Genomic DNA, 16,065 nt, shown 5'->3' on the forward strand with positions numbered 1-16,065 from the left:
GCGTTGAGACTCGGTTATGCGGCGATGGTCTCCTGAGACCTCGCCTTGGTGGCTGCTCGCGCATCCAGGAAGGCCGTGACGATCGCTGACTTCGGTGCTCGCTGCACGGAGCTGGGGCGATCGGCTGGCGCGGACCGGCTTCCGCCGGCCCTTGCCACTGGAACATGAGGGCTGAGGCCGATGCCCTGCTAACGGAGGTGCTGACAACGCGCCTGGACGGTCATGGATGCTAGTGGGCGTAGCCCCGGTCTTGAGACAGCACTGAGCAGCCACTCTGGCCTCACCTGGGCCGCCTTGGACGATCGTGTTCTCACTCGTAATGAAGGGGGCTGGGGTTCGAATCCCCAAGGCGGCTCGTCAGAAGCCCCTCAAGGGATCTTGAGGGGCTTCTGAGTGTCTAAGTGAGTGATTGAGCCTCAGACATTGGCCAGGCTAATAGCTGTCACTCCAGCGATACCAAGGACCCTGGATGTGCTCGAAGGACGAAGCGACCGCCGGATTGGAGTCATCAACCGGAGTGCGCTCGGGGCTCCATACGTAGCCGTATGGGTCCACGCTAGGCCCGTTCTCGCCCACCTTGAAATAGACGCGGTCACCTTCTCGATAGACAGCTTGAAACTCAACCTGCCCGACCTCCAGTGGCCGGTTCGTCAGGCTGCCTTCTGGTTTGAGTGCCTGGGCGACCTGCTCCATCTTGGTGAAAGAACGCGTGATGCGTTCCTCCTCGCCGGGCCCGCAGGACGTCAACGCTGCCAGGACAACGATGGTGGCCAGTCGTTTCACACCTTGATTGTCCCTGCCTCAATACCTGCCCGGGACGAAGACGGTCGTTCGTATCCAGAGCCGAAGATCCGGTCCCTTGCCATAGCGTCTCCTTGACGGACGGGGCGGATCTGCTTGCGGTAGACCAGTTCGGTTACCGCTGTGCTGCTGTGGCCGACCAGCCTGGAGATTTCCTCCAGTGGGATGCTCTGGTCTGAGAGCAGGGACACGAAGCTGTGCCGCAACTCCCCGGGCGTCCACGTGTCGGGTCGGTTTCGTCGAAGCTGGTACGTGGGTGACACTCCGGCTAAATGATCTGTCGTTTCTCCTGGCGGCTATTGAACCGGGGATCGGTGGCCGTGTCCCGGTGACGGGCGCGGGAGTTCTTCGATGGTCAGGTCGGAGAAGATTAGGGTGAGGTCGTGCACGTTGGTCTCGATCCGGACTTCATGGAAATCGATGCCGATGGCTGTCGCCCAGTTGCGGGCGGTGGGTGAGTCGGTGATGAGCGTGGCGCCGGGATAGAGCGCCTGCCAGTTGACGCCCCAGACGTGTCCGTCGTACTCCACCCCGGTTTCGTAGGTGGTGAGCCGGTCATCGAGCGAGACCCGCCAGGTGCGGGCCGGGAGCGCGGTGGCGCAGGTGGCCTGCACGCAGTACCGGAACAGGTAACGCAGCGGCGGCGGCGTGGTCCCGGTCCGAGGATCGGGCATCGGCAGGACCACGAGCTGGTAGTCGCGCGAGTAGTCCACGAACCCGTGCCGCAGCAGAGACCGGTCGAAGAGGTCGTCCAACGTTTGCTGCAGTTTGATCACGTCCATGAGAACACAGTTCTACCCGCCTGAGGTGACCTTCCACTGGTGCTGGGGGCTTGCGCGCTTTGAAGCGGGTGATCGGCTCGGTGGTGGTGCGGGCGACCTCAGGTAGGAGGGGGCTACTGGCCGACGCGGCCGTCGATGCGTTCGCGCAGGAGGTCGGCGTGGCCGCAGTGGCGGGCGTACTCGGTGATGTGCGCGACCAGCATGTCGCGGAGCGACAGGTCCGAACCGTTGGGGCCCAGGTCGGAGACGCCGGCGTTCAGGGTGCCCAGATCGGGGACTCCGGCCACGAACCGGTCGGCGAGCTCTGACTCGGTCCGCCACTGCCGCCAGGCGTCCTCCACGACCGCCGGATCGGCGATGGCGCCGTTGAAGTCGCCGTCGCGGTCCTCGTCGGTGCAGTACAGCTTCGGCGCGTCGTCGCCGGCCATGACCCGGCGGAGGTGCCGTTCGGCCTCGGTCAGGTGCCGGACCAGCCCGAGCAGGGACATCGTGGACGGTGGTACGGATCGGCGGGCGAGCTGCTCGGCATCCAGGCCCGCGCACTTCATTTCCAGGGTGAGGCGGTGGTGGCGCAGGTAGTCGAGCAGGATGCCGCGTTCGTCGAGGGCCTCGTCCTCGGTTTCGCGCGGGTCGTCGGCCGGGTCCACCCACATGTCGCGGTACACGGTCGCCTGCGTCCACCGGGTCGGAACGGGTTCACTCGCATCCGGGGTAGTCATCTCGGCATCGTCGGTCATTCGCCTTCCAGGCGCCACTGAATATCGGCGGCCTTCCGTACATGGGGCGTTTCTAATGATCCAGCCGTGTACTGAGTGTTAGGAAATAACTACCATCGGTGATGAACGATGGTCGTTCACGTACACACCACGGAGGGTTCAGTGCGTACATCTCCCCGTAAGATCGCCGCTGCCGCAGTGATCGCCGTCGCCGGTGGTCTCGTCCTGCCGGCGTCGGCCGCCCATGCGGTCGTCGATCCCACGACGCTCTCGTCCGTACAGTCGATCACGAGGCTGGATCCCGTACTGATGGCCAACTGCGCGACGGGCAGCGTCGCCGATCCCGTCGGAGCGGTCGCGGTTCCGCCCGAAGTCCCGCTCGTGGGGTGCCTCACCCTCTGATCGTCCGCCGAAGGCCCCCTCGCGGTGACCGCGGGGGGCCTTCCAGCCGTCCGGTCGGCTTGATGGGGGGCTGGCGTGCTGGACGTGCGGGTAGGCAAACTGGGTGTCGTGGGTCTTGAACTGAGCAACTACCCGGTTCTGCGGGGGCCCGAGGGCGGGCCGTACGCGTGTCCCTGCTGTCGGTATGTGACCTTGGACGAGCGTGGCGGGTCCGAGATCTGCCCGGTGTGCTTCTGGGAGGACGACGGCCAGGACGACCCGGATGCCGATGTCGTGCTGGGCGGGCCCAACGGCGGCTTGAGCCTGACCCAGGCGCGGCGCAACTTTCTCGCCTTCGGCGCCTGTGAGGAAAGCATGCGCCGTAACGTCCGGGCGCCTCGGCCGGAGGAGGAGCCGGCGAGCTGACAGGCGGCGCCGGGCTGTCGAAGTCGTTGGGAGACTCGAACTCGTCCGGCAGGCATAGGTCGACCGGACGGTCGGCCTGGTGCCGGGACTGGCCGAGCGGCTGCAGCGCTGCACCGGGGCGACGAGGATCGTGAGCTCCGCCGCGCACCCGTTCTGCTTCCGGCGGTTGGCGGGACCCGGCGGGGCGCTGGCCGGCGACGCCGGACATTTCAAGGACCCGGGCACGGCGTAGGGCATCCGCGACGCCCTGCGGTTCGGGCGGCTGCTTGGGGGAGCGGGTCGCCTGCGCGCGCTGCGCGGCAACCCGCGCTCCCGTCCGGCCGTGCTGAAAACGACGGGCGCGTCGTTGCGCGAGATGACCGGGCACCACGCCGAGGCCGAACGACTGCTGCGCCCGGCTCAAGGGTGATCCGTCCGCTGGGCCGGGTCTCGTACGAGCGGGGGCGGGGTCGCTAGGTTGGGCCGGTGAGCATGCGCTACGACGACGTCATCAGGCAACTGCGTACGGCCTACGACCGGGACGCGGGGCAGCGGGACGCGAGCGGGAAGGCGGCGTGGAAGCAGGCGGAGCGGGAGGCGTTCCTGGGCCGGCTGCCACCGCACGGCAAGCTGCTGGAGGTCGGGGCCGGGACGGGACAGGACAGCGTGTACTTCCGGGACCACGGCCTGGACGTGGTGGCGGTCGACCTGTCGCCGGAGATGGTCGCCCGGTGCCGGGAGAAGGGGCTCGACGCCCGGGTCATGGACTTCCTGAACCTGAACTTCGCGCCCGGGTCGTTCGACGCGGTCTACGCGCTCAACTGCCTGTTGCACGTGCCCGACCGCGATCTGCCCGCGGTGCTGGAGGCGATCCACCGGGTCCTGAGGCCCGGCGGGCTGTTCTTCCTCGGCGTCTACGGAGGGGGCAGCCTGGCCGGGGAGGAGGTGTTCGACGATGACGGGCGGCGGCCGCCGCGGTTCTTCTCGTTCCGGAGCGACGAGGAGATCCAGGAGTACGCGGGCCGGGTCTTCGAGGTCGTGGACTTTCATGTCGTCGGCTCGGGCAACACCCGGTTCCAGTCGCTGACCTTGCGTGCGTGAAGACCCGGCCCCGGGCTCAGCAGGCGCTGTGGAGGGCCACGGCGTCGATGCGGGTGCCGAAGTTGGTGTCGTACGCCGCGGCGTAGTCGCCGATGTTGACCTTGCGGAACTCGCGGGGGTCGTAGTCGATGAAGCAGCCGCGGACGTTGGCGTAGAAGGAGTAGACGTGGTCGTGCAGGTTGGGGGGCATGTCGCGGTAGCCGTTGGAGGGCATCCAGCGCCAGGGGGTGCCGCGGTAGTCGCGGTCGTGCCAGAAGCAGATCTCGCCGGCCGCGCACTGGTCGGCGGCCCGCTGGAGCGCCGTGGCCTGCTGGATCGCGGCGTTGGCGGGGGCGGCGAGGCCGGTGGCGGGCAGGGCGACGGCGACGCACAGCGCCATGGCGGCCGCTCGTTCGTTAAGTGCCTTCATCAGAGGTCCCTTCGGTCCGGGGATGACCTTGCAGGACTCTAAGTTACTCATTGATTACTTTCAGTAGTCAAGTCAAAGATTTGTGTCCGCACATCTCGTGATACATGCACTTCTGCGCAGAAAAGAAGAATGTTCTGGTCCATCGTGAGGGACGCGAGCGGTGCTCATCCGGAGCCCGCCTGTTTACACACGGGGTGAAAGCCATGAACAACCTTCAGCGCATGACCGTGCTCGGTGGGCTGGTTGCCGGGGTGCTGGCCGCGGCGCCCGGCGCGGGGCATGCCGCCGCCGGGGAGCCGGTGGTGACCAGGAGCGGCGCGACCGTGACCATCACGGCGGGCGCCATCGCCAGGGACGACAACCTCACCGTGCAGGCGGTGAGCGGCCGGCTGCACGTGTTCGGCGGGGTGACTGCAGGCACCGGCTGCCTCAGGGTGTCCGCCGACGAGGTGAACTGCGGCACCGGCGTGACGACCGTCAACGCGACCCTGGGGGCGGGGCGCGACGGGTTCTCGTCGCTGGTCGAGATCGCGGGGACGGTCGACGGCGGTTCCGGCGACGACAGGTTCGCCGCCGGGCGCAGCTCCGACGGGACGCAGCTCACCTACCTGGGCGGCGCCGGCCGTGACACGGTCGATTACGGTGCCAGCGGCCGGCCGGTGACCGTGACCAAGGCCGACAGCGCGCGGCCCGACGGACGGCCGGGGGTCGACCGTGACGACGTGGCCTCCGACGTGGAGGTCATCGACGGCACCATCCGGTCCGACACGCTCATCGGCAGCTCGGGCGCCGACACGCTGATCGGCGGCGAGGGCGCCGACACCCTCGACGGCCGGGGCGGCGCCGACCTCCTCGACGCCGACGACCTCCAGGGCACCAAGGACACGGTGGTCGACTGCGGCAGCGGCTCCGACACCGCGATCGCCGACGCGGCCGACACACCGACGGGGTGCGAGTCGATCTCCCGGTCATGACCGACGAGTCGATCTCCCGGTCATGACTGAGAGGCCCGGCTGCGCAGGTCGGCGGCGAGGGCGTCGATGCGCCGGTTGAGCTCCTCCTCGCGCCGGACGCGTTCGGCCTCGTCCTGGTCGGCGATGGCGCGGAGCCGGTCGCTCTCCCTCTTGCGCACCAGGGCGCTTTCCACCGCGGTGTCGGCCAGGTCGATCTGCCGGTTCAGATCGTCCTTGGCGGAATGCAGGACGTCGTCGGTGGCCAGTTGCCTGGCCACCGCCGCGTCGTACGCCGTTATGGCCGACAGCCTCTTCGTCAGCACGGGGAGGCAGTCGACGATGATGAGCAGGATCCGCAGCAGCCATTGACCGGCGAACACGAACACGCTCGTGGCGGACAGGTTGCCGAGCGCCCTGTCCTCCTCCAGGAGGCCGATCCGGCCTTCGGGGGCCGGCAGCTTGGCCTTGATGCCCTCGTCGATCCGGGTGGCGTAAGAGCGGTTCTCGGTCTTGAGCTGGCTCTGCAGGTCGACGATCATCGTCTGCAGTTCCGTGACCTCCCGCCGGCGCTGCTCGTTGCCGTTGGTGAGCCGGAGCCGGTCCGCGACCTCGCGGTTGCGGCGGCAGTTGGGGCCCACCCCCACCCGGCCGCTGAGTCCGCGTCCGGTCTGGCCGTTGCACTCGCGCCTGGCCAGGTCCTCGGCCGCGGCGAGCTTGCCGTTGGCGGCGTCGATCCGGCTCTGGAGCAGTTCCTGCTGCTCCCCGGCCTTGCGCAGGGCGTCCTCCACGCTGGCGGGCGCCTGCTCGACGCTGATCAGCAGGCCGTCCGTCGCGCAGCGCGCCACCTCGGCGGCGGGCAGCTTCTCGTACGGCACCGGATTGCAGGCCCGCAGGGCCGATTCCAGGTTCGCGCGCTCCTCGATCCTGTCGGCCGCGACCTGGCGGTGGATGGCGGGCTCGAACACCTTCAGCAGGAGCGGCTCGGCGATGGCCAGGCCGATGACCACCGACAACGCCAGGCGCACCCAGAAGGCGGCGCCGCCGCTCGTGCCGTGGGTGCTCGACAGCATCCAGGTGTCGATGCAGACGATGACCCAGGCCCAGAACGCGGCGACGGGCAGCAGCAGCAACCACGGCACGTCGAGGAACTTCGTCAGGGCCGCGAGCATGGACAACCCCGCGAGGACGCCGGTGTTGAGGACGATGGCCCCGAGCCGCGTGTAGCGGGGGCGCTCCTCGGGGAAATGGTCGAGCACCTCCTCGTCCACGCCGGCCAGGGCGCGCAGGCGGCGCCGGATCCCGTGCTGCGGAGGCGCCGGGCGGCGGACCTCGCCGATGAAGGGCCGCGGCTCCTCCGCGGACGGGGTGGGCGGGGCCCCGGCGTGCACGGCCATCAGCCGTCCTCCTCGCGGAACTCGCGTCCGCCCTCCACCTGGGGGGCCGCCGTTTCGTCCGCGTCGGTCCGCCCGTCCTCCGGCCCGTCCTCGAGCTCGGGAAGCGCATGCCGGCCGCCCGCCGCCAGCGGTGACGCGGCGGCGCCCGTCTCGTGGGCGATGCCGTTGATGAGCTGTCCGGCGTCGACGTAGATCTCGTTCAGGTGGCCGTGCTTGGAGATCTCCTTCAGCATGTCGAGGCGGACGCGCAGCATCTCCAGCCGGTCCTCCCGCTCCCGCAGCTCGCGGCCCTGTTCGGTCTCGTACGCGCGCTGGAGCTGGGCCTGCTCGGCCTCGTACTCCCTGGTCATCCTGGTCAGCTCGGCCTGATAGGCGCGTTCGCGGTCGATCCTCGCCCGCTCCAGCGCGGCATCCTCCATCGCGTACCTGCGGGTGCGTTCCTCCTGCGCCACCAGGTACTCGCGCTCGACGCGCCGGTCCGCCCGCTCCTCTCCGTGCTCCTTGGCGGCCTGCATCCGGTCGGCGATCTGGGTCGCGGTCAGCTCCTGCTCCTCGCGCGCCGCCATCGCGGCCTTCAGGGGGTCGTCGCCGAGTGCCTGGTGCTTCCTGGCCACCTCGTTGATCAGGAACTCGTTGTGGTTCTGCTGGAGCCGCTGCCGGCCGAGCTGTTCCATGGCCTCGAAGTGCTGGCGCTGCTCGGAGAGCTTGAGCTCGTACGTCTTTCGCTCCAGCTCCCATTCGCGCCGCTGCCGGTCCGACTCCTCCTCGTAGGTGGCCTTGAGCCGGTTGAGCTCGTAATTCAGCTCCTCCGACCTGACCTTGTCCTGGAAGGCGGCCAGCTCCTGGGGGGTCAGCACCTCGACACTGGCCAGCGACATCGTCAGACCGGGCACCTGAGGCGGCTTGAGCTGGACGTACGCCTCGATCTGGGTCTGCACGTTCAGCCGGACGAGGTTGACCTCGGACAGCTTGTGCCGCAGTCCCAGCTGGAACAGCCGGTGGTGGCTGCGGATGTAGCCGTTCAGGGACCGTTCGGCGTCGCCCTGCCCTTCGCGCACGACGGTGACCGCGTCGGTCACCGTGCACAGGAACGTCACTCGCACGGTGAAGTCCTTCGCGTCGGCCGACGGGATGGTCAAATCGGTCTGTACGGCATGGTTGTGGCTCAGGTCGACGATGGACACGTGCGTCGAGCGGACGACCTTCTCGTCGTCGGGCCCGCGATGGCCGTGGTCGACGAGGTAGCTGCCGTCCACGGAGAAGACGCGGACCTGCTGCCCGTTGACCTTCGGCACCTCGTTCTTGTCACGCGTGCGCCGGCCCAGCCGGAGCAACCCGCCGCGATCCGGCTGGGAAAGGACCTTACGGTCGACGATCGGGTATGGCTCTGCCATCCCATCCTCCATCACAACGCGCTTGCCGCGCGGTCGAGCGCGGCCAGCAGGACTTTCGTCAGGATCGCCGCGCGTGGCGGCTTCTTGCGGGAGCTTTCGATGAGGTATGTGAAGTCCCTCTTGAAGGGGGCGTGCTCGGACGTCGGGAGTGCGGCCCCGAGCGCGTCGCCCAGGGCCTGCGCGTCACGTTCGGCGTCGCCGCTGAGCCGTTCCAGGGAGTTGAGCGCGTCGTGCAGTGCCTTCAACGCCTCATGCCGGTACGGCCGGTAGCGCAGCGCCGCGGCCCACATCTCGGCGATCACCTGCCTGTGGGCCGGGTTGTCACGCAGGTACTCCATGGACGCGGGGTTCCCGGTCCTGGGGTTCCTGGTCCACAGCACCGAGATGATCGCGACCAGCGTCAGCTCGTACCTGTACCTGCCCTTGCCCGTCTTCTGGGCGCCGTCGAGCTGGGAGCGGAGCCGCTCGATGACGTAGCCGGCCTTCTGCCTGGCGGAGACGAGCGCGGCGAAGAAGTCGCCGAAGGCGTTGGCAGCGATCTCGCTGAGCTGGTTCTGCTGCACCAGGAGCTGCCAGAGCCGCTTGGCGGCCGACGTCGGATAGCGGATGCCGAGCTCGCCCTGGAACGCCAGGATCGCGGTCAGGCGCTGTGCCGTGCTGCCCTGCCCGGCCCACGTCTCCACCGTGCGCAGCGCCACCGGTCCCAGCGTTTCGTCCAGCGACATGAACCACAGCACGAACGTGGCCGTGACCTGGCCTTCCCAGCCGCTCTCGCCCTTGGACCAGGGCTCAGATAGGAGTAGTCGATCTCGTCGAAGCTGGTGTAGGACAACAGCGCCAGACCGGCCCCGACGTCCACCGAGAACTCCTGCCAGACCATGAGCCGGTCCAGCCAGGACTTGACCGCGTCCCAGAAGGCCGACTTGAACCGTTCGCTCAGCTCCTCCAGCACGTAGCGCCGGTAACTGTCTTCCCGGAAGGCGAGCATGCGGTGGGGCCGGCCCGAGTCGTTGTCCCGGGTGTATCTGATCAGCCCGCCTTCGCCGAACCGCTCGGCCCGGTCCTGCCGGAGGTGCGATTCCTTGACCTTCTTGTCCGGGGGAGGCGGCGGCCACGCCTCGGCCAGGCTCTCCTCCAGCAGGTCGCGGCAGATCTCGAAGGCCCGGTCCCCCACGCCGGTGACGAATGCCAGGGTGGTGACGTCCAGCACCTCCCGGCGGGTCGGCTCACGGGCGAACCACAGCCGCACCTCACGTTGCCCGGACTGGTCCAGGACCTTGTTCACGGCGTCGGCCGGCTCACTGCCTCCGACGACCAGCTCGGCGATCGCGGTCAGGTCGGCCATGGCGCACTCGCCGGGAAGCAGGGCCACCAGGTCCCGGACGACCGCCTCGTCCGCGTCGTCCCCGAGCCGGGCGCTCAGCAGGTCGGTCGTGTCCGGGCGCTGCCAGGCGACGTGCCGGACCGCCTCGGGCGGGCGTCCCGGCGTGGGGCCCGCGGTGACCACCAGGTACGCGCCCGCCTCGTACACCTTGTCGACCACCGCCTGCCAGGCGTGGTCGTCGTCCGCCCAGCTCAGCCCCGTCTTCGAGGCGGGCGACCGGCGCCGGTCGCCGGTCCGGTCGAAGACGGCGTAGCCGTATCCGCGTTCGTAGTCGCGCTTGCGCAGGTCCTCCAGGCTCAGGGACGGGGCGAGCGCGACGATCGGCGGCCGGTCGCCGCCGAGGACCTTGCTCAGGAGCACGATGGTGGCGGTGCGCTTGCCGATGCCGGCCCCGCCGACCAGGGCCACGACGTGGTCGTCCAGCAGCGCGGCGTGCGCCTGTCCGTACGGGTCGCCCGGCGCGACGTAGCAGTGGGCCGCCGCGTCGATGGCGCTGTCGCCGAGGCGGCCGGTGGCCGATCTGGCGCTCTCCCCGTCACCGCCGGAGTTCTCCCCGAAGCCGAGCACGCTGCCACCGGCGTTCACCGAGCCGAGGAAGGTGTTGTAGACCGCCTTCCGTTCCGACTGCGTGCGGCTCGCCCTTCCGGGGTCGGGCGCCTTGTCCTCCTTGGCGTCGGGCGCGGGGGGTTCGGGGGTGCCGCCCGCCTGCTGTTCGGCGGGTTGGTCGTCTTGGGCCACGCGTCACTCCCGGAACCCGAAGACCGCGTGGCTCGCGTCGACCTGGCCGTTGAAGGTGTTGACGGTGACCTTGGGAGCGACGACGGGCGGTTCGCCGGTCCCAACGGCCTCACCGGTCTCCTCGTCCAGCCGGAGCGCGTGCACGTCGCCGTCCGGCAACCAGACCCAGGCGGGCACGTCGAGTTCCTTCTCCCGGACGCGGATCCGGAGGAAGTCCTCCGGCTCCAGCGTGGTGTGCCCCTGGACGACCACGTCCGCGTAGACCCGGTCGGAGAGTGCCACGGCCAGCCCGGCGCCGGAGGCCGCCAGGACGTCCTTGAGCGCCCGGCTGTCGCAGAGTCTGGAGACGTGCACGGGGCCGTCGCCGGCGAAGCCGTTCGCGGCGCGGATCGCGGTGCCGAAGTGGATCGCGAGCCTGAGCCGGAGCCGCAGGTCCTCCCGCAGGGTCCTGTTGTGCCTGCGGATGGCGGCCGCGAGGTGCCGGGTGAAGTCGTCGACCAGCCTGGGCTCCGGCACGGTGGCCGGCAGGATGGCGAACTCGCCGTCGCCGGCCCCCTGCCGGACCCAGGCCGACCGGTCCAGGCCGGCTCGCTCGCCCGCCTCCCCGAGCACCTTGAGCAGGCCCTCCTGGATCACCCCGTGAACCCCGCCGGCCGTGCTTCCGTATCCCTTGGCGTCGACGGACAGCATCAGCCGGCGCTGGAAGTCATCACCTGCGGCCAATGCGGGCCCCTTTCCCTGATGTGAAGTTCGGGATCAGTAGCTTGGCACGGGCCTTGAAATGGGATTCCGTATAAATACGGTGTCTTCCTAGGGTTCGGAGAGGTCGGCGTAGGAGCGGAGGCGGGCGACGGATCTGACGACGATCCCCCGGTAGTGGACCGTGATGAGCCCCGCGTCCTTGAGGCTGCCGATCGCCTTGCCGATGGCGTCCTTGCCGGCGCCGATCAACCTCCCCAGTTCCTCCTGGGACAGCCGGACGCCCAGGTCGTGCCCGCCCTCGACCTTCGAGCCGTGCCGTTCGGTCAGCGCGGTCAGCACGCGCGCGAGACGCACGGGCACCGAGTAGCCGACGAAGTCGAGCCTGCGCTGGTTGGCCCAGTCGAGACGGTCCGCGATCATGCCGCTGATGGCGGGCCATCCTTCCGGGTAGCGGCGCAGGAAGCCCATGAACTCCCGGTGCGGGATGACGTAGGCGTTGGTGGGGGAGCAGGTGGTCACCGTGGCCTGGCGCGTCGAGCCGCGCAGGACGCCGAGCTCGCCGACCGCGTCGCCGGAGACGCGGATGCCGAGCAGGATCTCCGTGCCGTTCGCCAGGCGCGCGCTCACCTTGACGCAGGCCGAGGCGCCGGGCCTGGCGGAGGTGAGGATGAAGACGTGGCTGCTGCTCTCACCCTGATGCAGCAGGACCCGCCCCGGCCCGTAGGCGCGGGGCGGGGCCAGGCCGAGCAGGTTCCTCCGCGCATCATCACCGAGCCGGGCGAGGAAGGTCCGGGTGGGCCAGTTTCCGTGCGCTTCTTGCAGTGAGTTCTCCGGCATCGTCCCTCTCCAACGACGGGTCGCATCGCGCGAAGGCAACTATTCCCGATCCCGGAGAAGGAGGTGGCTTTGTCGGCCGTTCATCTGCTCAATGGACATGAATCAGGTCCAGAGCGGGATATCGGTCGGATGCTGGCTACTTGTCGGAAAATCCGAAATTGGCCTCGCGGGCGTCGACCGGGCCGTTGAAGGTGTTGGCGGTGATCCTGGACGCGTTGAACTGCTGCACGGCGGATCGTAGTGAGGCGTCGTCGGAGGCCATCGCGAGCAGAGTGTCCAGGAGCTCGTTGCGTGACGCCGGATCCGCGGCCTGGCCCTTCTTTGTGCGAAATGCGGCTATGCGTGAGAGTAGCGACTTTGTTGCGAGGATTGCGCTTTCTGTTCCGTAGGCCCCAATTCTTTCGAGTCCGCCGGCCGCGATGGCCGCCCACAGGATGTCCGCCGCGGCCGGCAGGTTCGCGCTTTCCATCGAGATCCCTCCAACGATGCCGTTCCGGCCTGAGTGTCCATCTGAGTGTCCGACGGAAGCGCCGTCATGACCCCGTACTGGTACGGCATTCCTGGAGGCGGGGAGATCATGGATATATTTCCCCATATGTCTGCCGACGAGGAGATTTTTCCCTTCATCCCAGATCCGCCCGACGGGACGCCGTGGCGCGCGCCCGCCGCGCTGGAGGAGCGGCTGTACGAGCTGGCCCGGCGGAACGACGCGGGCGACGACCGCGCCGCGTACGAGTATCTGCGGGTCATCTCGGCGGAAGGGCTCTACCGGCCGGTCCCGCTGGCCGGCGCCCGGCAGGACGCCCCGGTGTTCGTCGCCACGCCGGCCGACGGGCGGCGGATCGTGCAGGCGTACACGGCGGGGGTGCTGCCCCGGCCGCACCCCGAGGTGGCCTACGAGTTCGTCACGCTCGGCGACCTGGGCATGCTCTGGCCGGACGACGTGGACGTGCTGGTGGTCAACGCGGCCACGCCGTGCGAGGCGTCGTTCCTGTCGGACGAGGAGGAGCGGGAGATCTGGGCCGAACTGCGGGACGAGCTGTTCCGGCCCGGCGAGCTGTGCGACCGGGTCGAGACGCGACGGACCGGCGCGCCCGAGGGCGAGGCGATGCTGCGCGGCCTGGCCTGCGGCGCGCACCTCTGCTACGCCAACGGCGACGCCTGGAACACGCTCGACTGGCACGGCGCCGGCTACAGCGGCGAGGTACGGCGGCTGGCCGAGGCGTGGGGGATCGACGACCGCGACGACTGGAGCGGGACCCAGGAGCGGCTGCTGGCCGGCGAGGTCAGCCCGTGGCTCTGGCAGTTCACGCTGGACGGCCGCAACTGGCTCGTGCGGGAGGCCGGGCAGGCCGATCCGGCGCTGTGGCGCGACTCCGTCGAGGAGACCGTCCGCCGTCACGTGGACGAGGACGTGGACGCCCTGGTCAAGGGCCTGCGCGACCTGGTGGGCCAGATCATGCGGTACGAGGCGCGCTTCCGCGCCGACGGCCTGCTGCCGCCCGGCGGGTACGTCCGGTCCGTGGCGGCCTGGGACCTGGGCCGCGCCACGATGGTGGCCCGCTGGGGCCGGGGCGCCCGCTACGCGAGTGAGGCGGAGATGCGTGACGCCATCGAGCGGGCGGGCAGGAGCGCGCAGACGGTGTACGGCTCGTGGGCCGAGTTTTCGGCGGGCTACGTCCTGGGCCGGTGCCTGCACTTCGACGAGGAGACGTTCGGCGAGTGGTACACGGACGTGCTGGCCGCCCACCGCGTCCTCATGAGCCACCCGGAAAGCCCCTGGCTCTCGGTGTCCCTGCCGTGATGCAGGTCAAGGGGATCTCGTACCTGGCGGAGGGCGTACGACCGGAAGACGTGCGGCGTGACCTGCGGGTGATCCGCGAGGAGCTGCACTGCACGGCGGTGCTGGTGTCCGAGACCGGGACGGCGCGGCACGCGCTGGAGGCGGGGCTGGACGTGTGGGTGCGGCCCGCGGCCGGAAGCGACGCGGTGGCACGGCTGGCCGCGCTGGCGGCCGGGGCCGAGGAGTTGCGGCTGGCGTATCCGGGGCGGGTCACGCTGCTCGTGGGCAACGAGTTCTCGCTGTTCACGCCGGGGATGATCCCGGGGCCGGGGGTCTTCGGCCGGTTGTGGACGCTGCGCCGGTTCGGGCGGTTGCTCGGGCGGCGGATCAGCCGGCGGCTCGGCGTCATGCTGGGCGAGGCGGTGGCCGTCGCGCGCCGGGAGTTCGGCGGGCCGCTGAGCTACTGCGCGGGCTACTGGGAGCAGGTCGACTGGACGCCGTTCGACGTCGTGGGGGTGAACCTCTACCGGTCCGGCGCCGATCCCGAGGGCTACCGGGAGCGGGTGGGGCGGCTGGTGCGGGAGGCGGGCAAGCCGGTGGTCATCACGGAGTTCGGGTGCGGGGCCCATGCCGGGGCCGAACGCCGGGGGGCGGGCTCCTTCCTGATCGTCAACTGGTTCACCGATCCCCCTCGGGTCCGCAAGGGGCACGTGCGGGACGAGGCCACGCAGGCGCGTTACCTGGGCGAGCTGATCGAGGTGTACGAGACGCAGGGCGTGCACGGGTGTTTCGTGTACACCTTCGCCACGCCGGACTTCCCGCGTCACGAGGATCCGAGGCTCGACCTGGACATGGCCGGGTTCGGGATCGTCGGGACGCCACCGGGCGATCCGGCGGGGTGGACGCCGAAGGCGGCGTTCCACGAGGTGGCCGGCCGCTATCGGGGCTGACGCCTCGACGGTTGCCGCCCGCCGTGTCAGGCTGGCGGGACATGAGGTACGTCTTAGTGGCTCTGGGACTCCTGCTGGCCGTCGCCTGCGGGCCGGACGAGGCCGCGACGCCTCCGGTCAACGCGGATGACGTGATGTTCGTGCAGATGATGGTGCGGCACCACAGGCAGGGGATCGAGATCGCCAAGGTCGGCGCCGACCGGGCGACCACGCCGGAGCTCAAGACGCTGACCGCCGCCATCGCCGGCACGCAGCAGAGCGAGGTCGAGATGATGCTGCGCTGGCTGCACGCCTGGGGGCAGCCGCTCGCGCCGCCCGACGGGGCGCACGACCATCACGGCGGCCTGCCGGAGACCGAGCAGAAGCGGATCGACGCGCTCAAGAAGTCCGAGGACCTGGAGCCGGAGCTGATGACCCTGCTGATCGCGCACCAGGGCGACGCGGTGCGGATGGCCGGGACCGAGGTGCTCGACGGCGCCAACCCCGAGGTCACGAAGTGGGCCGCGCAGGTCCAGGCGTCCCGCAGGGCGCAGATCGAGCAGTTGCGCGAGCTGCTCGAAGACTGAAACCGAATTCCGATTCGTCATGGACGTCCTGCCGGATAAGTGATTAGATCACTTGATATGTCCGAGGTAGCGCGGCCCACTCTCTCTGACGCTCTCACCGAGCGCATGCTGGAGCTCATCCACGCGGGCGGGCACCGGCCGGGTGACCGGCTGCCATCCACCAGGGAGCTCTCCCAGCGCTTCGCCGTCACCACCCCGACGCTGCGCGAGGCGCTGCGCAGGCTGGAGGCGACCGGGGCCATCGAGCTGCGGCACGGCTCCGGCATCTATGTCGGGGCGGCGATCGAGCGGCTCGTGCTGCCCAACCCCAACATGCGCGAGATGCACGGCGCCCAGCTGCTCGAACTGCTGGACGCCAGGATCGTCATCGAGCCGCCACTGGCCGCGATGGCGGCCGAGCGTGGCTCGCCGGAGGAACTGGCGGCGCTCAAGCGGGTGCTCGCCGACGCCGGCGATCACCTGCGCGGCCAGGACGCCGAGTTGCACGACGCCAACATGACCTTCCACCGGGCGACCGCCCGGATGGCGGGCAACAGCGTGCTGCACGAGGTCGTGGACTCCCTGCTCACGATCCACGGACCGGAGCAGCGCCAGATCCTGCAGATCTTCGACGACCGTCGCCGCGACTACGACGAGCACCTGTCGATCCTGGAGGCCATCGAGGCGGGCGACGCCGCGGTGGCCGGGGAACGCATGCGGGCCCATCTGGCCGACGTGAAGACGGTCATCGAGCAGCGGTTGCACAACCCCCCGAAATGATCAAGGAGGC

The 16,065-nt window shown here is 69.5% G+C and carries 20 protein-coding genes and 1 tRNA gene; 10 read left to right on the forward strand and 11 right to left on the reverse strand.

Features of this window, described 5'->3' with window-relative positions; all coding sequences use genetic code 11:
• Positions 1-288 precede the first annotated feature (288 nt).
• Positions 289-355: transfer RNA gene (locus ADY59_RS49515), tRNA-OTHER, on the forward strand.
• 77 nt (positions 356-432) lie between these two features.
• Here the strand turns inward: ADY59_RS49515 and ADY59_RS49520 are convergent.
• The 3 genes from ADY59_RS49520 to ADY59_RS01295 all read right to left on the reverse strand — a co-directional run bounded on the left by ADY59_RS49520 (position 433) and on the right by ADY59_RS01295 (position 2,302).
• Positions 433-783: a hypothetical protein gene (locus ADY59_RS49520; RefSeq protein ID WP_156325230.1), complete on the reverse strand. Its 351-nt coding sequence runs from the start codon at positions 781-783 to the stop codon at positions 433-435.
• A gap of 314 nt (positions 784-1,097) precedes the next feature.
• Positions 1,098-1,583, reverse strand: coding sequence for a YxiG-like protein (locus ADY59_RS01290; RefSeq protein WP_049556551.1), 486 nt, complete (start codon positions 1,581-1,583; stop codon positions 1,098-1,100).
• A gap of 113 nt (positions 1,584-1,696) precedes the next feature.
• A complete protein-coding gene (locus tag ADY59_RS01295) occupies positions 1,697-2,302 on the reverse strand; it encodes a DinB family protein (RefSeq protein WP_049556684.1) in 606 nt (201 codons plus the stop codon).
• Between the two features lie 159 nt (positions 2,303-2,461).
• Here ADY59_RS01295 and ADY59_RS01300 point away from each other — a divergent pair, with 159 nt between their 5' ends.
• The 4 genes from ADY59_RS01300 to ADY59_RS01310 all read left to right on the forward strand — a co-directional run bounded on the left by ADY59_RS01300 (position 2,462) and on the right by ADY59_RS01310 (position 4,186).
• On the forward strand, positions 2,462-2,701 hold the full coding sequence (locus ADY59_RS01300) for a hypothetical protein (protein ID WP_231618484.1): 240 nt from the start codon (positions 2,462-2,464) through the stop codon (positions 2,699-2,701).
• Positions 2,702-2,776: 75 nt separating this feature from the next.
• The gene (locus ADY59_RS01305; RefSeq protein WP_197093378.1) at positions 2,777-3,106 is read left to right on the forward strand and encodes a CPCC family cysteine-rich protein; all 330 of its coding nucleotides are present in this window, start codon (positions 2,777-2,779) and stop codon (positions 3,104-3,106) included.
• A 79-nt stretch (positions 3,107-3,185) separates the two neighbouring features.
• Positions 3,186-3,338 (forward strand): hypothetical protein, encoded by a 153-nt coding sequence (locus tag ADY59_RS49525; RefSeq protein WP_156325231.1) that lies wholly within the window; start codon positions 3,186-3,188, stop codon positions 3,336-3,338.
• 239 nt (positions 3,339-3,577) lie between these two features.
• Entirely contained in the window at positions 3,578-4,186 is a 609-nt protein-coding gene (locus tag ADY59_RS01310) for a class I SAM-dependent methyltransferase (RefSeq protein WP_049556555.1), read from the forward strand.
• A gap of 16 nt (positions 4,187-4,202) precedes the next feature.
• On the opposite strand, the gene ADY59_RS01315 is transcribed toward ADY59_RS01310, so the two are convergent.
• On the reverse strand, positions 4,203-4,595 hold the full coding sequence (locus ADY59_RS01315; protein ID WP_049556557.1) for a peptidase inhibitor family I36 protein: 393 nt from the start codon (positions 4,593-4,595) through the stop codon (positions 4,203-4,205).
• Between the two features lie 203 nt (positions 4,596-4,798).
• Here ADY59_RS01315 and ADY59_RS01320 point away from each other — a divergent pair, with 203 nt between their 5' ends.
• Positions 4,799-5,569 (forward strand): calcium-binding protein, encoded by a 771-nt coding sequence (locus ADY59_RS01320; RefSeq protein WP_156325232.1) that lies wholly within the window; start codon positions 4,799-4,801, stop codon positions 5,567-5,569.
• Between the two features lie 20 nt (positions 5,570-5,589).
• Here the strand turns inward: ADY59_RS01320 and ADY59_RS51000 are convergent, their stop codons facing one another.
• The 7 genes from ADY59_RS51000 to ADY59_RS49530 all read right to left on the reverse strand — a co-directional run bounded on the left by ADY59_RS51000 (position 5,590) and on the right by ADY59_RS49530 (position 12,466).
• A complete protein-coding gene (locus tag ADY59_RS51000; protein WP_049556562.1) occupies positions 5,590-6,942 on the reverse strand; it encodes a DUF4407 domain-containing protein in 1,353 nt (450 codons plus the stop codon).
• Positions 6,942-8,336, reverse strand: a complete 1,395-nt coding sequence (locus ADY59_RS51005; RefSeq protein ID WP_197093380.1) for an SPFH domain-containing protein — start codon at positions 8,334-8,336, stop codon at positions 6,942-6,944. Before ADY59_RS51005 ends, ADY59_RS51000 begins: the two co-directional genes overlap by 1 nt.
• Before the next feature lie 11 nt (positions 8,337-8,347).
• The gene (locus tag ADY59_RS01335; RefSeq protein ID WP_156325233.1) at positions 8,348-9,061 is read right to left on the reverse strand and encodes a hypothetical protein; all 714 of its coding nucleotides are present in this window, start codon (positions 9,059-9,061) and stop codon (positions 8,348-8,350) included.
• Positions 8,977-10,458: a hypothetical protein gene (locus tag ADY59_RS01340; RefSeq protein WP_049556567.1), complete on the reverse strand. Its 1,482-nt coding sequence runs from the start codon at positions 10,456-10,458 to the stop codon at positions 8,977-8,979. The genes ADY59_RS01335 and ADY59_RS01340 overlap by 85 nt, the downstream gene beginning before the upstream one ends.
• Positions 10,459-10,461: 3 nt before the next feature.
• Positions 10,462-11,181: a hypothetical protein gene (locus tag ADY59_RS01345; RefSeq protein WP_049556568.1), complete on the reverse strand. Its 720-nt coding sequence runs from the start codon at positions 11,179-11,181 to the stop codon at positions 10,462-10,464.
• Positions 11,182-11,268: 87 nt separating this feature from the next.
• Positions 11,269-11,997: a Crp/Fnr family transcriptional regulator gene (locus ADY59_RS01350; RefSeq protein ID WP_049556570.1), complete on the reverse strand. Its 729-nt coding sequence runs from the start codon at positions 11,995-11,997 to the stop codon at positions 11,269-11,271.
• A 136-nt stretch (positions 11,998-12,133) separates the two neighbouring features.
• Positions 12,134-12,466, reverse strand: coding sequence for a hypothetical protein (locus ADY59_RS49530; RefSeq protein WP_156325234.1), 333 nt, complete (start codon positions 12,464-12,466; stop codon positions 12,134-12,136).
• 126 nt (positions 12,467-12,592) lie between these two features.
• Here ADY59_RS49530 and ADY59_RS01355 point away from each other — a divergent pair, with 126 nt between their 5' ends.
• From ADY59_RS01355 to ADY59_RS01370, 4 genes are read left to right on the forward strand one after another with little or no spacing between them, the layout of a single operon-like run.
• Positions 12,593-13,801: a DUF1266 domain-containing protein gene (locus tag ADY59_RS01355; protein WP_063780515.1), complete on the forward strand. Its 1,209-nt coding sequence runs from the start codon at positions 12,593-12,595 to the stop codon at positions 13,799-13,801.
• On the forward strand, positions 13,801-14,730 hold the full coding sequence (locus ADY59_RS01360; protein ID WP_049556572.1) for a hypothetical protein: 930 nt from the start codon (positions 13,801-13,803) through the stop codon (positions 14,728-14,730). The genes ADY59_RS01355 and ADY59_RS01360 overlap by 1 nt, the downstream gene beginning before the upstream one ends.
• 41 nt (positions 14,731-14,771) lie before the next feature.
• Entirely contained in the window at positions 14,772-15,296 is a 525-nt protein-coding gene (locus ADY59_RS01365; RefSeq protein WP_082309759.1) for a DUF305 domain-containing protein, read from the forward strand.
• A 57-nt stretch (positions 15,297-15,353) separates the two neighbouring features.
• Complete coding sequence (locus ADY59_RS01370; protein WP_049556575.1) at positions 15,354-16,055, forward strand: FadR/GntR family transcriptional regulator; 702 nt, start codon at positions 15,354-15,356, stop codon at positions 16,053-16,055.
• Positions 16,056-16,065: the final 10 nt, after the last annotated feature.

It is taken from the genome of Nonomuraea sp. SBT364 (assembly GCF_001083785.1).
In the GTDB taxonomy this organism is placed as follows: domain Bacteria; phylum Actinomycetota; class Actinomycetes; order Streptosporangiales; family Streptosporangiaceae; genus Nonomuraea.

Coding starts and splice junctions, on each gene's coding strand:
- ADY59_RS01290 (WP_049556551.1), bottom strand. CDS start 1,583: ATGGACGTGATCAAACTGCAGCAAACGTTGGACGACCTCTTCGACCGG.
- ADY59_RS01295 (WP_049556684.1), bottom strand. CDS start 2,302: ATGACTACCCCGGATGCGAGTGAACCCGTTCCGACCCGGTGGACGCAG.
- ADY59_RS01310 (WP_049556555.1), top strand. CDS start 3,578: ATGCGCTACGACGACGTCATCAGGCAACTGCGTACGGCCTACGACCGG.
- ADY59_RS01315 (WP_049556557.1), bottom strand. CDS start 4,595: ATGAAGGCACTTAACGAACGAGCGGCCGCCATGGCGCTGTGCGTCGCC.
- ADY59_RS01320 (WP_156325232.1), top strand. CDS start 4,799: ATGAACAACCTTCAGCGCATGACCGTGCTCGGTGGGCTGGTTGCCGGG.
- ADY59_RS51000 (WP_049556562.1), bottom strand. CDS start 6,942: ATGGCCGTGCACGCCGGGGCCCCGCCCACCCCGTCCGCGGAGGAGCCG.
- ADY59_RS51005 (WP_197093380.1), bottom strand. CDS start 8,336: ATGGCAGAGCCATACCCGATCGTCGACCGTAAGGTCCTTTCCCAGCCG.
- ADY59_RS01335 (WP_156325233.1), bottom strand. CDS start 9,061: ATGTCGCTGGACGAAACGCTGGGACCGGTGGCGCTGCGCACGGTGGAG.
- ADY59_RS01350 (WP_049556570.1), bottom strand. CDS start 11,997: ATGCCGGAGAACTCACTGCAAGAAGCGCACGGAAACTGGCCCACCCGG.
- ADY59_RS49530 (WP_156325234.1), bottom strand. CDS start 12,466: ATGGAAAGCGCGAACCTGCCGGCCGCGGCGGACATCCTGTGGGCGGCC.
- ADY59_RS01355 (WP_063780515.1), top strand. CDS start 12,593: ATGTCTGCCGACGAGGAGATTTTTCCCTTCATCCCAGATCCGCCCGAC.
- ADY59_RS01360 (WP_049556572.1), top strand. CDS start 13,801: ATGCAGGTCAAGGGGATCTCGTACCTGGCGGAGGGCGTACGACCGGAA.
- ADY59_RS01365 (WP_082309759.1), top strand. CDS start 14,772: ATGAGGTACGTCTTAGTGGCTCTGGGACTCCTGCTGGCCGTCGCCTGC.
- ADY59_RS01370 (WP_049556575.1), top strand. CDS start 15,354: ATGTCCGAGGTAGCGCGGCCCACTCTCTCTGACGCTCTCACCGAGCGC.